The following is a 15,152-nucleotide window of genomic DNA, read 5'->3' on the forward strand; positions in this document are numbered from 1 at the left end:
TATAAAGAAATTTGGTCTTTCACTTCAATGAAATTGGATAATTTCCCTGTATTTAGATATTATTATTATGCCTGCAATAAAAAAAGTTCTGCTCTATTCGGCAGAACTTTTAACGGTTCATTATAACGAACGATATTTTTTTAAACTAATAATATTTAAAGTGATGAAAACAAGGGCGAAACAAGCAAGTATGCTCAGATTCAGAATAATATCCGGGAAGGAATACCCCTTATACATAACGCCATTCAATGCGTCTGCTGCATAGTAAAGGGGCATGATTCGGCCGATATTTTGAAGCCATTCAGCCATACTATCAAGTGGGAAAATGCCCGAAAAGAATACTTGTGGAACAATAATTAATGGTATAAATTGCATCATTTGAAATTCGGAAGCGGCAAAGCTTGATAATAGCGCACCCAATGATAAGGATACAAGAGCAACTACCATATTAATGAGTAAAACAAGCCAGATAGAGCCTACATGGACAATATCAAGTACATAAATACCAAACAACACGATAATAATCGTTTGTAGAAAGGCAAATAGACCATAGCCAACCATATAACCTGCTACAATTTCAGAACGCTTAATCGGTGTTGCGAGTAAACGTTCCAATGTTCCAGTGGTGCGTTCCTTTAACAGGGCAATGCCAGTAATTAAAAAGACAAAGAAAAAGACAAAGAAACCAATGAGCATGGGACTAAAAATATCAAAAATGGCAGTATCTTCATCACCATAGACATAGTCTGTTTTCAAGCTCCCAAATGCAGCTTGTGATGGCTGTAAAATTTGCGTAAGCTGCATGGTTAAAGCTTTTGACTGGGAAGGATCATCATTTAATAAGGTTAATTTACTACTATTTGGCTCTATTGTTAGCCATCCGTCATACTCTTTATCCTGCAGTTGTTTTTTCGTAAAATGATCATCAACAACAACAGAAAACTCCGCATTTTTTAATTTCTCTATTAAGGGAGCTGGGGCATCGGAGACAACTAGTGTGATCGTAGCTTCGTTACTATTAAAAATAAAGTACATTAATGACAGTACAAGCAATGGGGCAAAAAACAATAATGCAAGTGTCCGTTTATCTCGTTTCATTTGTTGGATGATTCTTGTTACAATTGCACCTATTCTCATAGTACGTCCCCTCCAGCCATTAAAAATACTTCATCAAAATCTTTTGCCTGATAATGATCCTTTAATGCTTGGGGTGTACCCTGTGCAATAATTCGGCCATTTCTCAGCATAGCTAAATGATCGCATCTTTCTGCTTCATCCATTGCATGAGTCGTTACTAAAATGGTTTTCTGTTCTTGATCTTTTAAACGAATGAGCTCTTGCCAAATTTCTTTTTTGAGTACAGGATCAATACCTACTGTTGGTTCATCTAAAATCAATAGCTTAGGATCTTGAATAAGGGCAATCGCTAACGATAATCTTCTTTTCATTCCGCCAGAATAATTCCCCACTTTACGTTGTAAATCATCCGTCAGACGGACAAGATCGGCAGCATAGGCTACACGTTCCACTCGTTCTGCTTTCGATAAGGGATAAAGCTTAGCGAAGAAATGTAAATTTTCCTCCCCCGTTAAATCTGTATAAAGAGCATCTGATTGTGCCATATAGCCGATATCTTTCAATAATTGTTGATGGGGTACAACCAAATCTAATACTTCAACTGTGCCGTTATCAGGTTTCAGCATGCCCATTATCATTTTAATTAACGTTGTTTTACCACAGCCTGATGGACCAAGTAAGGCCATTAATTGCCCCTCTGGAATATTTAAAGAAAGGGGGGCAATTACCTGTTTATGTTGAAAACTTTTTTCAAGGCCCTTTATTGAGATGGCATGGTTTACCATATGAATTTCACTCCTTCACTGAACACAATGTTGATTTGATAAAAATTTTAAGGTAGCATGTGAGCAAATACAATAAACAGTTTGCCAGTATGTGTTAAGTATATGGAGGAAAGCACATTGTCCGTACATGAAAAGATGAATTTTGAAACAAAACAAGCGATTAAATCGGCATTGATCCAACAAGTGGAGAAGGTGGGCTTTGAACGTGTGACAGTAAAAAATTTAGCACTAATAGCCCAAATTAATAGAGGAACCTTTTACTTGCATTACTCAGATAAATATAAAGTAATGGAGGATTTGCAGCAGGAACTTTTGGTGGAATTAGAACGCTATGTGAAGCATGTGCAACCAGTAGATGCTTTTCAAACATTAAAAATGGGACAACTATATCAACCGTTCATCAAGGTTATCGCCTGCATAAAAGAGCATGCCCCTGCCTTTCGTATGTTATTAGGTGAACAGGGAAGTCCTAGCTTTACACAAAAGATGAAAACCATATTCGGCCATCATATTTTGGACAGATTATCGGTAGTTCGCGAAGAAGTGAAGGACCCGGAATTCCAACAATACTTACAAGCCTTTATAGCATCTGCCATTTTAGGAGTGATTCAAGAATGGTTAGAAAAGGGCAATGACAATTTAACGGTAGAAGAAATGGTCACGATGCATTTTCGGTTAATGCGATTTTTAGGGAATGTACTAGCTAGCAGTTAAACATAAAAATCTACATAGCGTAGAATGTGCCATGTAGATTTTTTCTCCTTATAAAAAATCGAATAACGCTAAGTATGGGAAATAGAGCACAATGGGAAAATGAAAAAGAACATGATTGGCATCATTCACATGGCCTTACTCATGTTCTAATTATGCGTATTCAAATTTATTTTCCATAATAATCATTTAATGCAACTTCCAAGCGTTCTTCTAAATGAGTAGAAATATAATTTAAAACGAATTGCTCTTTTTCCATTTCAATTTGAGAGGTTCTGAACATCCTTTTGAAAAAACTAACTTGATTATTCATTGAAAATTGCTGTAATGCTTCCGTACGTAAGGTAGAAACGATTTCATTTTCGATATGACGCTCTCTAATTTTCTGTACTATTTCCTTGACACTATTTTCTTGTAGCTCGGTAATCTGTTGTTGGAGATTTTCATTTTCCTGTTTTAGTTCAGATGTTTCTTTTTGAATTTCCTCAAACTGAAGGGCAGAATCGGAGGATAATCGTTGAATGTTCTCGGCAAGAAATTCCTGATTAATGTTAACTTGTAATGTTCCATGCTTCTCATCTGGCAAAATCTGAAAGAGCCCTGTTTGAATCATTTGCTGGAGGACATTTCCAAGAACATCAATTTTATGAGATAAATCCCCGGAATCCATAGTCGTTGCCGTAATTTGATGCCTCAACAGCTGACCATTATCATCAATACCAAGCAATAATTTTATACCCTTCACACGATATTCATCCTTTAATAATAAAATCATTCTTAGCCTTAATATAGCTGGTAAGTCTAAACGGATATTTCCATGCTCATTCGGTGTAGCATTGTCGAAAATATACTGCTCAAACGGCTTTAAATAGTAGCGAAGCATGGCATCTGTAATATCGAACCAGCCAGCGATTTCTGCTATCGTATAGTGATTAGTTTCATCGATGTCCGCTAAATAATCATCATTGTATAGGCTCTCCTCTAAAGGCGTATGCTGTAGCGCAACAAACAATGGGTCATCTTGCACAATTCCAAGTACCATCTCTTTTGCATTATTTACTTTAAGCATCCTTTCACACCCCACTTTATTTTTCCCATAATAAAATGTTCCCTATATAGGTTTCTATTCGATTGGTAGCAATTGTATGCCTAATTTGTGTAGTAAATAATCATTAGAACAATGTACCTTTTAACCTTTTATGACTCTTTAGAAAAAAATAAATCGTACTAAGTAGAATCCAATAAATCATAAAAACTCAATAAAGTGTCCATTATTTTTTAATTTCCTTCACTTCTCCTCTTAAAAAGTGAACATAAACTTTAAGACTATTTTTACTGAGGCCCTTTTCACTTTATGAACCGGAACTAATATCTCCTGTAAACCTAATCATCCAAACATTTATAATACTCACTTGTAATAATGATTTCCTATTCTGAATTTATTTATATAGATCTTATTATTTAATTCACACAAGCTCATTTACCTAATTTTTTTACCACAATAAATATACCTAATATATAAAATTAGAGATAAATATATGGATTTATTGTAGAATTTACCATCTATGCGAGCTATAATGAAATTGGAAGTTTAATAAAAAATATAGTAAGGAGATGGAGAAACGTTTTGAGGAATTTAACTAAAATCATTATTACTTTTGTTCTTATGCTAGTGGCTACTGCTTCAGTCTTTAGTCAGTCCGTGGATGCGGCTAATGAAAAAGTTTCCAAAATACATAGAGTATCAAATCCAGAGTTTTGTAAAAACAAATTTTTCCCATTGGAACTGACCAACGGATTGTCGATTGGAGTGTATAGAGGCGAGTCTAACAACTTATGCCAGCCAATACTCCTAAAAGGTAAGAATGAAGTATATTCTTTCGGAGGTCCATTTATGGAAGGATATATGCAGTTCACTATTACCGGAAACAAAGATACATTTATGTATTATAGAGATTCTGGCCGTGGCGGTGACACCCTCCAATTAGTCGGAGTACGTCCAAATGGAGAAATTTTCCTAGAGAAAGAGATTGCTAATGGTACTGGCATCAACGCCGAATTCCTTTCACCTAATATAATTGAAATAGGTATAGAGGGGTATAATGAAGATTATGTTGCCATGGCCGATAAATTTACGGGGATATTCGATACAAAATATTTTTCACTTACTAAAGAAGGCGAGATAAAAGAAATAGATTATATCGATAAAGAATTTGCTGATGTAGCGAAGAAGGGGCAGTTAAAATGGGTGCCAGGGCATTTAGGCATGCAATATAAATCTTTAAAAGCCAATATACAAGGCACGCTTGATTATGGCGAAATTCCTTTCTATAAGACACAAAAAGCAGTTTACAGCTTCCCTCCTAAAAATAAGCTTGACGGAATGGAAGTAGTTAATACTATCGGCAAAGTAGATTTAATAATGGGCTCGCGAAAAGAGCTAAATGAAAAGCTACACTCATATTTCGGCAAGCCTATAGCAGAAAATATACATGGTGATAGCTATGTGTATGCTTACAAAGCCGGTCAATATTATGTAGTGATAGAAGGGGATGCTCAAAGCAAAGAAGCGTATCTTACGATTGGGACAAAGGTCGGTATTAATATTTTATTTTGGCCATTTAGTGGAGGCATAAAATAATCTGAGTATTGCAGACTCACTATTTCGAATAATAATTTTAGAACATGTTAAGACAAATGAGCCATTTAAAGGTTCAAAGATCTTAGCGTGTTCTTTTTTATTGTCAAAAAATTTATATGAGGGGAACAAAAGTCGGTCACAATTTTTTTCATAGGGGCTGGGTTCAAGGAATCTAAAACTGGCGATAAATTTTATGAATCTTTATCCAGAGATTCATGGAGACGAAAAGGCAATGGGGCTACATTATATTTGCTAAAGGGAAGATGCGTTTAATTAAAAAATACCCATCCATAGTTAGCCCAATATAAATACAACTAAATAATGTAAACTCTTAAGGAAATATTAAGAATTCTCCTCGCAATTCTTTAAGAAATTCTCATTATAGTTAGAACCATCAACGATTAAAGCCAAGCGGGGAGAGTAAACATGAATTTCATCACGTTTCTTACTGAATTTATAAAACATCCAAAAACAATTGGTGCCATTTCACCTAGCTCCAAAAAATTAGCTTATAAAATGATACAACCTATTTGTTTTGATAATGCTCATTGTATTGTCGAATTGGGGCCAGGAACGGGATCTTTTACAAGAGAGCTTGTGAAAAGAAGAAATCCAGAAACATTGCTTGTTCTCATTGAACATAATACAGCTTTTTGTGAAAAACTACGGCAAAAATTCGCAGACGAAAAGAATGTTGTGGTCATAAATGGTTCGGCAGAAAATTTGATGCAGTATATGGTCGAGTTCCGTATTGAAAAAATTGATTATGTCATCTCAGGACTCCCCTTTACTTCCTTAGAGGCTGAGGTATCATGCAGTATTTTAAAAAATGTGCAGGGTTGTTTGCACAATGGAAAATTTATTACGTTCCAATATTCACTTGTGAAAAAATCATTTTTTCAAAAATATTTCGGGGATATCTCCCATGAAAAAGTTTGGATTAATATGCCACCAGCCTATGTACTTAGCTGTAAATTAGGAAATAAGAGGAACGGTTAATGGAGCTACAGGATCTTTTATTAGTTATTGAACGATATGGCTATTTTTCATTGTTTTTTAGTTTATGGCTAGGCATCATCGGCATGCCTCTGCCAGATGAAATGATTGTGATGAGTGGTGGCTTTTTATCTACATTAGAGACGATGAGTATATGGAAGTCTTTTTTAGTTACCTATTTAGGTGTTGTTTCGGGTCTATCGATTGGGTATGTTCTAGGTAGACTATTCGGTCATCAAGTACTCGATAAATTGCTTAAAAGGAAAAAGGCAAAATATTTATTGAAGTCCAAAGAACTGCTTGATAAATATGGCCGTTTTGCATTAGTCTTGAGTTACTTTATCCCGATTGTCAGGCATATTCTTCCGTACTTGGTGGGGATGAATAATATGTCGTTTAAAACATATGCGTTGTTTTCCTACACAACGGGATTTGTATGGACATTTATTTATTTTACACTGGGTTTATTGTTTGGGAGCCACATTGAGCATATTTCTATACTGGCTACGAAATATGGAATCTATTTGGGCATGGTTATTGTCATTATTAGCTGTCTTTATTATTTTTATATACGAAAAATGAAAATATAGTTAAAATAGGAACGTTTATTGGTAAATATTTGAATGGTGGGGTTAGATGAGTAACGAAACAATTCTAATTGTGGATGATGAAAAGGAAATTAGAAATCTTATTGCGATTTATTTAAAAAACGAAGGCTATCAAGTGCTCGAGGCATGTGATGGTGAGGAGGGGTTACAGCTATTAAAGAAACAGGAGATACATTTAATCGTTTTGGATCTAATGATGCCGAATGTGGATGGTATGGAAATGTGTATGAAGGTAAGGGAAATAGCAGAAATGCCTATTATTATGTTGACTGCTAAATCTCAGGATATGGATAAAATTATGGGCTTAACAATAGGAGCAGATGATTATGTCACCAAGCCCTTTAACCCATTAGAGCTAGTCGCAAGAATTAAATCACAGCTTCGGCGCTATCTAAAATTAAATGGCTTGAATAAAAGTAGCAGTGATGAAATTGAAATTGGAGACTTACGAATCAACACAGCGACACATGAGGTCTTGGTTAACAATGAAAAAGTAAAGCTAACGCCAAGAGAGTTTGCTATTTTAGAATTACTTTCAAGTAATCCAGGAATTGTGATGAGTGCAGAGCAAATCTATGAAAGGGTTTGGAAAGAGGAAGCATTTCAATCAGAAAACACAGTGATGGTACATATTCGAAAAATTCGAGAGCGCATTGAAACGAATCCAAGAAATCCTCAATATATCAAAACCGTATGGGGAGTAGGGTATAAAGTTGAAAAGGATCTTTAGGCTATTTTTCAAGCTAGTAGAGTTAATAACCCACATTGGTGAAAAAATTAAAAACAATATTCAACGTAGTATTAGAATACAACTATTTACGACATTTATTTTATGTGCTCTTGGAAGTTTTTTAGTGTCCCGTGCAGTTCTTCCATTATTTGAAAATATTAATGAGAGCGCTATTATTGATTATAGTTTCAGTATGAGGGTGATGTATTTTCAAGCACTCGATATAGCGGAGTTAGCGATTCAAGAAAACAGTGTTGATTCATTACGTCAATCAATCGACCAAGAAAATGAAAAAATGGAGAGCCATCAGAATACGTTAAAGATGATCGTAACGGATGAGGTTGGTGAGGTTTTATACAAAACAAAGCAAGTAAAAGAAAAACACATCGATTTACATGAAGAAATTAGGAATTCCATGAATTTTACGATGAATCAGCCGTTTGAAGAAGCGCCTCCCAACATGGTAACTTCACGTGAAGAATTTTCTACCTTAGTACCGCTGACCTTGCAAGATAAAAAATACTATTTCATTGTAAGTGGACTTCCGCAAGGAGAAGTGATAACGAGCACTAGTGAAGGACCTATACCGTTTTTCATTGGGGTTATTTTGTTTATCTTGTCGTTTTTCTATATAACGAAACGTAAAATGACGCAAATAGAATCCTTGGTAGAGGGGGTTATGGAAATCGCAAAGGGAGATTTAGCTTATCGTATCGAGAAAAAAGGGCAGGATGAAATTGCCTTATTGACGGATAATATCAATCAAATGGCAGAAGAAATTATGACCAGCATTGAAATGGAAAGAAAAGTTGAGCAGCAAAAGAATGACCTCATTACAAACGTTTCTCATGACCTAAGAACACCGCTTACCTCTATTATGGGCTACTTGCGTTTATTAAGAGAAGAGAAGTATGAGACAAAAGAACAGTATGACGAATATTTGAAGATAGCCTTTTCTAAATCTGAGCAATTGAAAAATTTAATTGATGATTTATTTGACTATACGAAGTTAATGAATGATAAAAATACGTTAGTACGACAACAGGTTTGTTTGAACGAGCTGCTTGATCAACTGATGGAGGAGTTAGTGCCCCTAGCAGAGCAAAAACAACGTCTTTTTATCAAACATTTTCCAGAACATCGTATTTTTGTGGCACTGGATTCTGAAAAAATGGTTCGAGTATTTGATAATCTATTAATCAATGCTATAAACTATAGCGCTGGTGACGGGAAAATTTTAGTTTCACTTGAGGAGCAAGACGACCTAATTCGAATTTGTGTGGCCAATGAAAGTGATGCATTTACCGCAGAGGAACTTGATAGTTTATTCGAAAGATTTTATAAAAAGGATCAATCAAGAACAAATGTGACGGAGGGCTCAGGGCTTGGACTAGCGATTGCCAAAAGCATCGTGGAACTTCACGGAGGTACAATTCACGCAAAATACAAGAACGAGACATTGTACTTTATTATCTCATTGCCATTTACGGCGTAACAAATCTGTTTAAAGCGAGTAAATAGTAATAGCGTGATGTTTTTGTTCATAGCTTGCAAGCATATCTTGCATAGCAGCTAAAAAAGCAGTGTCTTTAATTAATATTTGAATTTCTGTCTGTTTGTATTGCTTTTGAAAATCAAAAATATAATCTCTAATGATCGCTAGGTTGTAGTGACTTTTAATTTCTACCTCAACGAAAAATGGCAATGTTAAATCAGGAAGCTTGGTACTACCGCCACGGCGAATCCAAACAGATTCTTGCACATAATAACGGATGGGTAGTTGACGGTTACTGGCAATAAACATATCCATAAAAAGCCCCCCCTTCTCAGTCTATTTCAAGCCTATAGGAAATTTTCTCAGTCGTCAAAAGAAAACATGTGGAAATCCTAATAGCGATTTCTCACATGTTTTTTCTGTTTGCTTTTTGTTGAATACTATTTGTTTTTGTCCGTTTTTTGGACTAATTGTAAAGGGAATGTAAACATTTATTTAATCCATTGTAAATGATATATACAGCAAGCTTAAAACTATTAATAATAAAGTCTGACAACAAGGAAGGGACTGAATGGATTGGATATCAATATACAGGAGATGATTTTCCAATTTCTTGGAGGGTTAGGCTTATTTCTTTTTGCTATTAAATTTATGGGAGATGGTTTGCAGAAGGCTGCTGGTGACCGTCTACGAGATATTTTAGATAAATTTACAACAAATCCATTAATGGGTGTACTAGTTGGTATTATTGTAACGGTTCTTATACAATCCAGTTCAGGAACAACTGTTATTACAGTAGGACTAGTAAGTGCAGGCCTTATGAAATTGCGCCAGGCAATCGGCGTAATTATGGGTGCCAATATTGGGACAACTATTACCGCATTTATAATAGGGATTGACGTAGGCGCATATGCATATCCCATAATGGCAGTCGGTGCCATTTGCTTATTTTTCTTTAAGAAAAGTATCATTCAAAATATTGGACAAGTACTGTTTGGGTTTGCCGGTTTATTTATTGGTTTAGAGCTCATGAGTGGTGGGATGAAGCCACTTCGAGATTGGCAACCATTTTTAGATTTGACTGTCCAAATGTCTGATGTACCGATTTTAGGTGTACTAGTAGGTACGATATTTACTTTAATTGTTCAATCTTCCTCTGCTACAGTAGGTATTTTACAAGGACTTTATGCTGAGGACTTAATTTCTTTACACGGAGCATTACCTGTTCTGTTTGGAGATAATATTGGAACAACTATTACTGCCATCTTAGCGGCTTTAGGTGCTTCTATAGCAGCAAAAAGAGCTGCTGCCACTCATTTACTGTTTAACGTGGTAGGTACGATTATCTTTATGCTGATACTTGGCTTATTTACGAACTATGTAGAATGGATTGCTGGGTTGCTTAATTTAGAACCAAAAATGCAAATAGCCTTTGCTCATGGAACTTTTAATGTCATGAATACACTTATTCAACTACCATTTATTGGCGTTTGGGCATATGTTGTAACAAAATTAATTCCTGGTGAAGATTCAGCCATCGAATATAAACCAAAATTTTTGGATAAAAATTTAATTGTGAAATCACCTTCCATTGCACTAGGCCAAGCAAAAATGGAAGTTGTACGTATGGGAGAATATAGTATTCTAGGTCTAGAAGAAACGTTAACGATCTTAAAAACAGCTGACACAAAATTGGTAGGCAAGGTCGAACAATTAGAAGAAGCTATCAATAACTTAGATCGTAAATCCACAGAATATTTAATAGAGTTATCAAAGCAGTCTCTATCGAACCAGGATTCTCAACTGCATCACGCTTTGTTTGATAATATTCGAGATATCGAGCGTATTGGTGATCATGTAGAAAATATTATCGAGCTTCTTCAATACAAAGATAGTAATCGCGTCCGATTAAGTGATCAAGCGCTGAAAGAGTTAGAAGATATGTTTATTTTTACATTAGAGACTGTAAAAATGGCTATCGAATCTCTCGACAAACAGGATCGATCTTTAGCACAGCAAGTAGTAGAAAAAGAAAATGAAATAGATAATATGGAGAGGCGTTTACGTAAATTGCATATTAAGCGATTAAATGAAGGCGTATGCTCAGGTTCAGCAGGCATTGTATTTGCAGATATCGTAAGTAATTTGGAAAGAATCGGAGATCATGCATCCAACATAGCGGAAACTGTTATTTCCTAAAATTAAGCTGTTCAGAGAGTAAAAAACTACTGAACAGCTTTTTTATAGAATGAATAGATTTTCATTCAAATGCGACGGATAGGACAACAAAAGTATTGGATAAAACTATGAAAGTTACGGATAGAATCCCGGAAGTGACGGATAGAACCTCAAAATTGCCGGAGAATTACGAAAAATCCTAGATCCTCTAACAAGGATGATAAGTTTCTATAGATTCTATAAAATATTGGAGGATGGGTGATTGTACTTCATCCTTACGATAAATAAACCATGTAGGAATTTGGGATTGCTTGGTTGTTATTTCATGCAGCTTTAATGGATAGGCTGCCATATATTTTTCTGCAATGGCGCGGGGGAGTAGGGTAATACCTAGACCAGCCGCCACACAGCCAATAATTCCATCAAGCGTACCAAATTCCATTCTATTTTTTGGCTGTACGCCGTCCTCATGTAACCAATGCTCGAAAACGGCTCGGTAGGAACAGCCATGTCTGAACGAAATTACTGTACTGTCCTCGATATCACGCAAATCGAGGATAGGTTTATGGTTGCTTGATGTAATGATGACAAGCTCTTCGTTGACAAATTCCTTGATCAATATATTTTCTTTATAAACGGGCCCAGTCACAAAGGCACCATCTATTTCATAGTTTATTAAACGGTCAATATTGTACTGAGATGGACTTGTTAAAATAGTAATATCGATCTTTTCATGAGCTTGATGAAATGTCGTCAATAGGGTAGGTAAATGCAAAGCGGCTGTTGTTTCCATTGAGCCAATCCGTAAAACGCCACTCGAATTCTCATCATCTTGTAAAAGTTCAAAGGATTTCTCATAGAGATGAAGCATTTTTAAGGCGACCTCGTAAAATTGTTCCCCTTTAGTTGTTAGCTGAATACCTCGATGTCCCCGATAAAATAATGTTGTATTATACATAGCCTCAAGATTTTGAATTTTCATAGAGATATTGGATTGTGTGTAATTAAGTGTTGCAGCTGCTTTAGAAAAACTTCCTGTTTGAACGACTGTTCGAAAGATAGTCAGATCATTAATATTCATATGCCCTCCAGCTATCAATTTTTTTGATATCAATTATAACTAATTTAGTGTATGTGTGATATCTAAAGATTCGATATAGTGGAGAAGAGAAGGAGTGGTACTATGCAAAAGCAAACGATCCACTATTTAATTGGTGGCGTATTCGCATTAATGATCGCGATGGGAATCGGACGTTTTTCATACACAGTCATTCTACCCTATATGCAAGAAGCATCAGGGTTTAGTCGCGCTACGGCAGGCTATTTAGCAACCAGCAATTATTTAGGCTACCTGATTGGGGCATTAGTAGTGGGACGATTACCAATTGAACAGAAACGTGTTCCCTTTTTACAAACAGGTCTTATAATTAGTATGCTGACTACGGCCTTTATGGGTTTTACGGAAACTATCATTATTTGGTATGTCCTCAGATTTATTTCTGGGGTGGTGAGTGCTTTTATTTTTGTAGTTATTGCTAGTCTAGTCCTTGATCAATTGGCGGATAGTAATAAATCGCATTTATCAGGGCTTTTCTATAGTGGTGTGGGAATTGGAATAGCCATAAGTGCCATCATAGTTTCGCCCATTCACGCAATCTTTAAGTGGAATGGAACATGGATAGCTTTAGCTTTGTTGTGTGTTCTATTATTTGTCTTTATTGCCTTATTCGTAAAGCCTATTCCACGGAGTAAAAAACAGTGGGGGAATCAATCCATACCATTACCAAAAATGCCACCTAAGTCATGGATGAAATGGTTAATTATCGCCTATAGTTTAGAGGGGCTTGGCTATATTGTCACAGGAACTTTTATTGTTTCGATTGCACAGGAATCAACAAGCTTTCATGGAAATGCAGCACTGGTATGGTTTGTAGCTGGTTTAGCTGCTATTCCATCGTGCATCGTATGTTCCAAGCTAGCACAGCGCTATGGATATGTGAAAATATTACTGATTTCTATGGTTGTTCAAGCAGTGGGAATAGCTCTACCGGCATTTGCAACAAATTCAATTATGCTTTATATAAGTGCCTTTATTTTTGGGGCAACCTTTATGGGTATCACTACAATTGTCACAACACTAGCAAGACGCATTGTGCCAGTAAACAGTCACCAAATTTTAGGGTATTTAACAGCTGGCTATGCTTTAGGTCAGATGGTAGGACCTACTGTAGCAGGGGTACTTGCTAACTCTACTAATAGCTACCAATATCCATTAGTTGGTGCAGCTATAGTTGTAATCATTGGGGCGATGAGTTTATTAGGTGGAATAAAATACGAATAGTTCATCTCTATAAGTATAAAAAAAGTAAGTAAGACATGTTGGCGTCTTACTTACTCTTATTTTAATGGATATCTCTTTTCTTAAAGTTCCCGCCACGAACTTCTGAAACATCAGAAATCACAACAAAGGCACCTTCATCGATATCTTTAATAATAGAAACTAACTTGTTTTCTTCCATACGGTTAATGACACAGTTTAAAATTTCAGTTGGTTCATTGGAGAAGCCACCACGTCCATGTGTATAGGTAACACCACGTCCGAGACGAGCTTGGATCGCGTCCCCAATCTCCTCAGATTTTGCACTAACTACACGGACTTCTTTTGATTTCTCTAAACCAACTTGGATAATATCGATAACATTTTTCGCAATATAATACGTTAACGCTGAGTATAAAGCGCTCTCTAAGCCAAAGATAAAGCTTGCCCCTAAGAAAATAAAGGCATTGATAAATAAGATAATATCGCCGACTGAAAATGGAATTTTACGTGATAGTAATACAGCTAAAACCTCCGAACCATCTAAAGCACCACCGTTACGTAAGACAATACCGATACCTACACCAAGCAGCATACCCCCAGATAAGACAATTAGTAAGGGATCATTTGGGCCTAAAATGGTTTTGACATCATGTAAAAGAACCGTAGAAATGGATAATGCTGCGATACCAGCACTACTCATTAAGGCAAAGGTTTTTCCAACCTGCTTATAACCGATATAGATGAACGGGATATTTAGTACAAAGAGCAGTAAGCCTAATGGAATTCCGAATAGGTGAGCTCCCATAATACTCAGACCTGTTACACCGCCATCAATGACAGCATTTGGAATTAATACAGCTTCTAGTCCATAAGCAGCAATAACTGCCCCAATAATAATCATAATAAATTTTCGAGTGTTTTCTAGTGACTTTCCTTTTTTCATAAATCTTCTCCATTTCTTTACGTAAAATACTACTTAAGGTTTTGGAATAATATTTATTGCAATTGTTTTAGTCTCAGAACCTTTACTTGAGTCGGCCATATTATAGTATTTAGTTAATAAGTCGTTCAATTCGTGGTCAAAGTTCTTGAATTGATCAGCTGTTAACGCCAAGTCAATGAAAGAAAAAGTAGCTAAATCTGTTGTACTTTCTTTTTCATCAAGTGAATGTAAATAATTTTGATATTGAGATAATAGTGCCAATTGATAGTAGGAAATGTAATTTAATTTTTGTTTGGTTGTAAGCTGTGTCCAATCCTCCTTACTAAGTTTTGCTGCTCCTTCATTTAATGCATAAAACTTCTCTGTAACAGAACGTACTTTTCGCTCTTTCACAATTTTTATGATGTTTTCGTCCACTAAAATTTGGATATGTCTATATAAAGTAGCTTGCGGTACATCCTTAATGACTGAAATCATCTCCAAAGTGCTTAAACCTTCTTCTTTATTGTGCATCAGAGCTTGTAAAATTTTCATTCTCACAGGGTGCATTAATACCTCTGCTTTATTGCGCATAAACCGATCCTCCTAATAAAATAATGAGATGGTATCAAGGAAAGCATTCGAATGTTATCAAAATGAGAACATTATCAAAAAATATACTATAGATA

General features: G+C 35.8%; 15 protein-coding genes. 8 read left to right on the forward strand and 7 right to left on the reverse strand.

The genetic code is table 11. The annotated features are described in order from the left end of the window. Nucleotides 1–120: 120 nt before the first annotated feature. The gene (locus tag B3D94_RS14275; RefSeq protein WP_069480506.1) at nt 121–1,137 is read right to left on the reverse strand and encodes an ABC transporter permease; all 1,017 of its coding nucleotides are present in this window, start codon (nt 1,135–1,137) and stop codon (nt 121–123) included. Next, complete coding sequence (locus B3D94_RS14280) at nt 1,134–1,862, reverse strand: ABC transporter ATP-binding protein (RefSeq protein WP_291757884.1); 729 nt, start codon at nt 1,860–1,862, stop codon at nt 1,134–1,136. Before B3D94_RS14280 ends, B3D94_RS14275 begins: the two co-directional genes overlap by 4 nt. A gap of 117 nt (nt 1,863–1,979) precedes the next feature. Between B3D94_RS14280 and B3D94_RS14285 the strand changes: the two genes are divergently transcribed. Continuing rightward, nucleotides 1,980–2,576 carry a TetR/AcrR family transcriptional regulator gene (locus tag B3D94_RS14285; RefSeq protein WP_291757886.1) on the forward strand — a complete coding sequence of 199 codons (597 nt, stop codon included), beginning with the start codon at nt 1,980–1,982 and terminating at the stop codon, nt 2,574–2,576. A gap of 166 nt (nt 2,577–2,742) precedes the next feature. Here the strand turns inward: B3D94_RS14285 and B3D94_RS14290 are convergent, their stop codons facing one another. Next, complete coding sequence (locus B3D94_RS14290) at nt 2,743–3,642, reverse strand: hypothetical protein (RefSeq protein WP_291757888.1); 900 nt, start codon at nt 3,640–3,642, stop codon at nt 2,743–2,745. Between the two features lie 558 nt (nt 3,643–4,200). Between B3D94_RS14290 and B3D94_RS14295 the strand changes: the two genes are divergently transcribed. The 5 genes from B3D94_RS14295 (at nt 4,201) to B3D94_RS14315 (ending at nt 9,043) form a co-directional block, all read left to right on the forward strand. After that, nucleotides 4,201–5,214: a hypothetical protein gene (locus tag B3D94_RS14295; protein ID WP_291757889.1), complete on the forward strand. Its 1,014-nt coding sequence runs from the start codon at nt 4,201–4,203 to the stop codon at nt 5,212–5,214. 426 nt (nt 5,215–5,640) lie between these two features. Beyond that, nucleotides 5,641–6,213, forward strand: a complete 573-nt coding sequence (locus tag B3D94_RS14300) for a class I SAM-dependent methyltransferase (RefSeq protein WP_291757891.1) — start codon at nt 5,641–5,643, stop codon at nt 6,211–6,213. Next, a complete protein-coding gene (locus B3D94_RS14305) occupies nt 6,213–6,800 on the forward strand; it encodes a DedA family protein (RefSeq protein WP_291757893.1) in 588 nt (195 codons plus the stop codon). The genes B3D94_RS14300 and B3D94_RS14305 overlap by 1 nt, the downstream gene beginning before the upstream one ends. Nucleotides 6,801–6,846: 46 nt before the next feature. Next, nucleotides 6,847–7,548: a response regulator transcription factor gene (locus tag B3D94_RS14310; protein ID WP_069480569.1), complete on the forward strand. Its 702-nt coding sequence runs from the start codon at nt 6,847–6,849 to the stop codon at nt 7,546–7,548. Beyond that, nucleotides 7,532–9,043, forward strand: coding sequence for a sensor histidine kinase (locus tag B3D94_RS14315; protein ID WP_291757894.1), 1,512 nt, complete (start codon nt 7,532–7,534; stop codon nt 9,041–9,043). The genes B3D94_RS14310 and B3D94_RS14315 overlap by 17 nt, the downstream gene beginning before the upstream one ends. A 9-nt stretch (nt 9,044–9,052) precedes the next feature. On the opposite strand, the gene B3D94_RS14320 is transcribed toward B3D94_RS14315, so the two are convergent. Continuing rightward, nucleotides 9,053–9,358, reverse strand: a complete 306-nt coding sequence (locus tag B3D94_RS14320; RefSeq protein WP_291757895.1) for a hypothetical protein — start codon at nt 9,356–9,358, stop codon at nt 9,053–9,055. A gap of 282 nt (nt 9,359–9,640) precedes the next feature. Here B3D94_RS14320 and B3D94_RS14325 point away from each other — a divergent pair, with 282 nt between their 5' ends. Then, nucleotides 9,641–11,242: a Na/Pi cotransporter family protein gene (locus tag B3D94_RS14325; RefSeq protein WP_175422995.1), complete on the forward strand. Its 1,602-nt coding sequence runs from the start codon at nt 9,641–9,643 to the stop codon at nt 11,240–11,242. 187 nt (nt 11,243–11,429) lie between these two features. Here the strand turns inward: B3D94_RS14325 and B3D94_RS14330 are convergent, their stop codons facing one another. Beyond that, on the reverse strand, nt 11,430–12,302 hold the full coding sequence (locus B3D94_RS14330; RefSeq protein ID WP_069480573.1) for a LysR family transcriptional regulator: 873 nt from the start codon (nt 12,300–12,302) through the stop codon (nt 11,430–11,432). Nucleotides 12,303–12,404: 102 nt separating this feature from the next. Between B3D94_RS14330 and B3D94_RS14335 the strand changes: the two genes are divergently transcribed. After that, nucleotides 12,405–13,562: a YbfB/YjiJ family MFS transporter gene (locus B3D94_RS14335; protein ID WP_291757896.1), complete on the forward strand. Its 1,158-nt coding sequence runs from the start codon at nt 12,405–12,407 to the stop codon at nt 13,560–13,562. A gap of 61 nt (nt 13,563–13,623) precedes the next feature. On the opposite strand, the gene B3D94_RS14340 is transcribed toward B3D94_RS14335, so the two are convergent. Both B3D94_RS14340 and B3D94_RS14345 read right to left on the reverse strand, forming a co-directional pair. Then, nucleotides 13,624–14,484, reverse strand: coding sequence for a YitT family protein (locus B3D94_RS14340; protein WP_069480575.1), 861 nt, complete (start codon nt 14,482–14,484; stop codon nt 13,624–13,626). Between the two features lie 33 nt (nt 14,485–14,517). After that, the gene (locus tag B3D94_RS14345; RefSeq protein ID WP_069480576.1) at nt 14,518–15,057 is read right to left on the reverse strand and encodes a transcriptional regulator; all 540 of its coding nucleotides are present in this window, start codon (nt 15,055–15,057) and stop codon (nt 14,518–14,520) included. Nucleotides 15,058–15,152 lie beyond the last annotated feature (95 nt).

This window comes from Lysinibacillus sp. UBA5990 (assembly GCF_002429815.1).
Lineage (GTDB): Bacteria > Bacillota > Bacilli > Bacillales_A > Planococcaceae > Lysinibacillus > Lysinibacillus fusiformis.

What these genes read in the sequence shown, in the direction of transcription:
- B3D94_RS14275 (WP_069480506.1), bottom strand. Translation starts at nt 1,137, where the DNA reads ATGAGAATAGGTGCAATTGTAACAAGAATCATCCAACAAATGAAACGA.
- B3D94_RS14280 (WP_291757884.1), bottom strand. Translation starts at nt 1,862, where the DNA reads ATGGTAAACCATGCCATCTCAATAAAGGGCCTTGAAAAAAGTTTTCAA.
- B3D94_RS14290 (WP_291757888.1), bottom strand. Translation starts at nt 3,642, where the DNA reads ATGCTTAAAGTAAATAATGCAAAAGAGATGGTACTTGGAATTGTGCAA.
- B3D94_RS14300 (WP_291757891.1), top strand. Translation starts at nt 5,641, where the DNA reads ATGAATTTCATCACGTTTCTTACTGAATTTATAAAACATCCAAAAACA.
- B3D94_RS14305 (WP_291757893.1), top strand. Translation starts at nt 6,213, where the DNA reads ATGGAGCTACAGGATCTTTTATTAGTTATTGAACGATATGGCTATTTT.
- B3D94_RS14310 (WP_069480569.1), top strand. Translation starts at nt 6,847, where the DNA reads ATGAGTAACGAAACAATTCTAATTGTGGATGATGAAAAGGAAATTAGA.
- B3D94_RS14320 (WP_291757895.1), bottom strand. Translation starts at nt 9,358, where the DNA reads ATGGATATGTTTATTGCCAGTAACCGTCAACTACCCATCCGTTATTAT.
- B3D94_RS14325 (WP_175422995.1), top strand. Translation starts at nt 9,641, where the DNA reads ATGATTTTCCAATTTCTTGGAGGGTTAGGCTTATTTCTTTTTGCTATT.
- B3D94_RS14330 (WP_069480573.1), bottom strand. Translation starts at nt 12,302, where the DNA reads ATGAATATTAATGATCTGACTATCTTTCGAACAGTCGTTCAAACAGGA.
- B3D94_RS14335 (WP_291757896.1), top strand. Translation starts at nt 12,405, where the DNA reads ATGCAAAAGCAAACGATCCACTATTTAATTGGTGGCGTATTCGCATTA.
- B3D94_RS14340 (WP_069480575.1), bottom strand. Translation starts at nt 14,484, where the DNA reads ATGAAAAAAGGAAAGTCACTAGAAAACACTCGAAAATTTATTATGATT.
- B3D94_RS14345 (WP_069480576.1), bottom strand. Translation starts at nt 15,057, where the DNA reads ATGCGCAATAAAGCAGAGGTATTAATGCACCCTGTGAGAATGAAAATT.